This is a genomic window from Streptomyces sp. NPDC059787 (assembly GCF_042732315.1).
In the GTDB taxonomy this organism is placed as follows: Bacteria; Actinomycetota; Actinomycetes; order Streptomycetales; family Streptomycetaceae; genus Streptomyces; species Streptomyces atrovirens.
In genome coordinates this window covers 1,534-4,356 of sequence record NZ_JBHWHX010000092.1, presented here as the reverse complement: position 1 = coordinate 4,356, position 2,823 = coordinate 1,534, and the positions used below count along the sequence as shown (strand labels likewise).

The following is a 2,823-nucleotide window of genomic DNA, read 5'->3' as shown; positions in this document are numbered from 1 at the left end:
AGGGCGACCGCGGGCAGTAGACCGGGCGGCCACTCGCCGGGGTTTACATGGCCAGCCGCACGCCGACCGACCGCATCGTCGTTGTGCGCGTGGGGGAGGGCTGGCGGGGAGGGGAGGGGTGCCCGGCTGATCTTCCGTTGCCGTCCTCCAGGCCGATCCTGGGCGGGCCGCCGTACCGCCGCCGTCGACCCCACCGGAGCGTGAGCGGACCGGACTCCCCGGTCGTGGTCGACGGGGAGCAGCTGCTGCCGCGATGGGGCCGGCCGCCGTGGGGGCGCTCCGCTCACCGCGGCTCCGTCGTGGGCCGGCCGTCCTGCTCTCCCGCCGCGGGCCCCTCCGGGCACTGCCGCAGATGGGCCACCAGACCGGCGACGACCGTCCTGCAGTACGGGCACGGCTCCGCCCCCGACGCCGTGACCTGCACTTCCGGAAAGTCGCGCGACGATCCTGAGTCATCATCGCGCGACTTTCCTTGGGTCGAAGAAGGGTCGCGCGACTTTGCTCCGCTCTGCCACGCCTCCGCCTCCTCGACCCGACCCTTCATGTACGCGGCCACCAGACGCTCACTCATCTTCTGAGCCTTCCGGGCCCGGTGCGCGCGGTGAACGCACGCCCGGGAGCAGTAGGCCCGCGGCTTGGTCCCCCGGCTCGGCGGCACGGGCCCTTCCCCGCACCACGCACACAGGGGAGCGCCGTCGGGGTCTCTCAGGTCGTCACTCATCCCCGGACCGTATCGACCCCGGGATGCTCCAGAGGGGAGCAGGGGGATGCCTCGGCGAGATCCGTGCGACTGTGCTCACACGGCATGCACTGCCGTCCGCACCGCGGCGGGCCCACGCGGACGCCCGCACGCAGCGGGCCGCCTGTACTGCCGACCCACGACCCCAAGGGGACACCGTGGAATCCGCATCCCGTACGGCCAGGGCCCGACTCGCGGCCCTCACCCGCCACCGTGGCGAAGACGACCCGGACGTCGTCCAGGCCCGCCACGACTACACCCGCCGCTTCACCCGGGAGCAGCTGCACCGCATCCTCGGACCGCAGACCCCGGAGACGCGCGCGGAACTCGTCGCCCTGGTCCTCGAGGACGAGGGGGCCGCCACCACATGACCGGACAGCAGAACGCCCCCACCACAGCAGCGGGGGCGCAGCCGAACAGTTCAGGCGCGGGGACGCTTAAGAACTTGTCCGTGACCAGCGTAGGGCGCGGGGAAGACGACGTTCCCCCGGTCGACTACCGGGCCGCCACCAGGGCGTGGGCGCGGGTCCAGGTCCGTGCCCTCGTCGGCGCCGGACCCGTCCCGGAGTACGGCACGGCGGAGTGGTGCGCTCTCCCTCCCCGGGACCGCCGGCGGTTCGCCGCGCTCATCCTGGCCGCCGAACGATCGCAGCAGCAGCGGCCCCTCGTCGACCGGACGGAGTCACCGCGGCGGAGGCCCTGGAGGCTCCAGGCCACACCCGGCTGGCCGCCCGTGGCGATACCCGGCGCACCCGGCCACCACCTCGTCCCCGACGCACGAGGGGAGGCAGCGTGATCGTGCGGACCGTGGACCCCACCGACGACCCATGGGTCGACGAGGACCAGGACCAGGAACCCCGCACGGGATCCTGGGCGGCACAGGATCTCTCCGCCGTCCTGGACGGCACGTACCGGCCGCCACAGCCGACCGTGGGCCACCGCGACGACCGGATCGGCCTGTTCTACCCCGGCCGGGTCTCCAGCGTCGCCAGCGAGTCTGAGGCCGGTAAGACGTGGCTCGCACTGCTGGCGTGCCTCCAGGAACTCAAAGCCGGGCGGCACGTCCTCTACGTCGACTTCGAGGACGACGCCGGCGGAGTCGTCGGCCGCCTCATGGCGCTGGGCGCCAACCCCTGGACCGTACGGAACCAGTTCCACTACATCCGGCCGGAAGGCCCCCTGACCCCGGTCGACTTGCCCGACCTCGTCCAGCTGCTCCAGATGCTCCCCTCCCTCGCCATCGTGGACGGCGTCACGGAAGGGATGTCACTGCTGGGCCTGGAGCTCAAGAGCAACACCGACGTGGCCCGGTTCTCCCGCCAGCTGCTCCGCCCCATGGCCGACGCCGGCGCGGCCGTCGTCACCCTGGACCACGTCGTCAAGTCTGCGGAGAACCGCGGCCGGTACAGCCTCGGCGGAGTCCACAAGCTCAACGGCCTCAACGGCGTGATGTATCTGCTGGAGAACGTCCGCCCGTTCGGCATCGGCGCCACCGGCCGCTCCCGCATCCGGATCGCCAAAGACCGGCCCGCCCAGCTCCGCCGCCACGCCCTCCCGCACTCCAGCGGCCTCTACTGGTTCGGGGACCTCGTCATCGACTCCCGGACCGAACAGTCCGCCGAAGCACACCTCTACCCGCCCGTGGCCCGGACCGACGAGGACCAGGCCGCCACCGACGAACACCGGCTCCAGGGCCTCCAAGCCGCCATCGTCACCGCGCTGCAGAAAGCCGGCCAGCCGCTCTCGAAAGCAGGGATCGAGGACCGGGTCACCGGTAAGGCCGCGGACAAGCGGCGCGCCCTGGCCGCTCTCGTCGACGAGGGGCACGTCGTCGTCACCGCCGGACCCCGCGGCGCCCAACTGCACGCCCTTCCCGACCCCTCCGCCACCTCGTCCCCACCTCGTCCCACCTCGTCCCGGGACGAGGTAGTGAGTCCTCGTCCCTCGTCCCACTCCTTTAGGTGGGACGAGGACGAGGTCACACACCACCGCCCGGACGGGGCGCAGCAGCGGGACGAGGACGACCACACCAGGAAGGACCCCCCGCAATGACCCCCGAAGAACGGCAGGCCGCCCGCCGCCGG

General features: G+C 72.4%; 4 protein-coding genes. 3 read left to right on the top strand and 1 reads right to left on the bottom strand.

Features of this window, described 5'->3' with window-relative positions; genetic code table 11:
* Positions 1-283 precede the first annotated feature (283 nt).
* Positions 284-571 carry a hypothetical protein gene (locus ACFV5H_RS37315; protein ID WP_385199136.1) on the bottom strand — a complete coding sequence of 96 codons (288 nt, stop codon included), beginning with the start codon at positions 569-571 and terminating at the stop codon, positions 284-286.
* 326 nt (positions 572-897) lie between these two features.
* Between ACFV5H_RS37315 and ACFV5H_RS37310 the strand changes: the two genes are divergently transcribed.
* From ACFV5H_RS37310 to ACFV5H_RS37300, 3 genes are all read left to right on the top strand, one after another.
* Positions 898-1,110 carry a hypothetical protein gene (locus tag ACFV5H_RS37310; protein ID WP_385199134.1) on the top strand — a complete coding sequence of 71 codons (213 nt, stop codon included), beginning with the start codon at positions 898-900 and terminating at the stop codon, positions 1,108-1,110.
* Positions 1,111-1,190: 80 nt separating this feature from the next.
* Positions 1,191-1,535 carry a hypothetical protein gene (locus ACFV5H_RS37305; protein ID WP_385199133.1) on the top strand — a complete coding sequence of 115 codons (345 nt, stop codon included), beginning with the start codon at positions 1,191-1,193 and terminating at the stop codon, positions 1,533-1,535.
* Complete coding sequence (locus ACFV5H_RS37300; protein WP_385199132.1) at positions 1,532-2,791, top strand: AAA family ATPase; 1,260 nt, start codon at positions 1,532-1,534, stop codon at positions 2,789-2,791. The genes ACFV5H_RS37305 and ACFV5H_RS37300 overlap by 4 nt, the downstream gene beginning before the upstream one ends.
* Positions 2,792-2,823 lie beyond the last annotated feature (32 nt).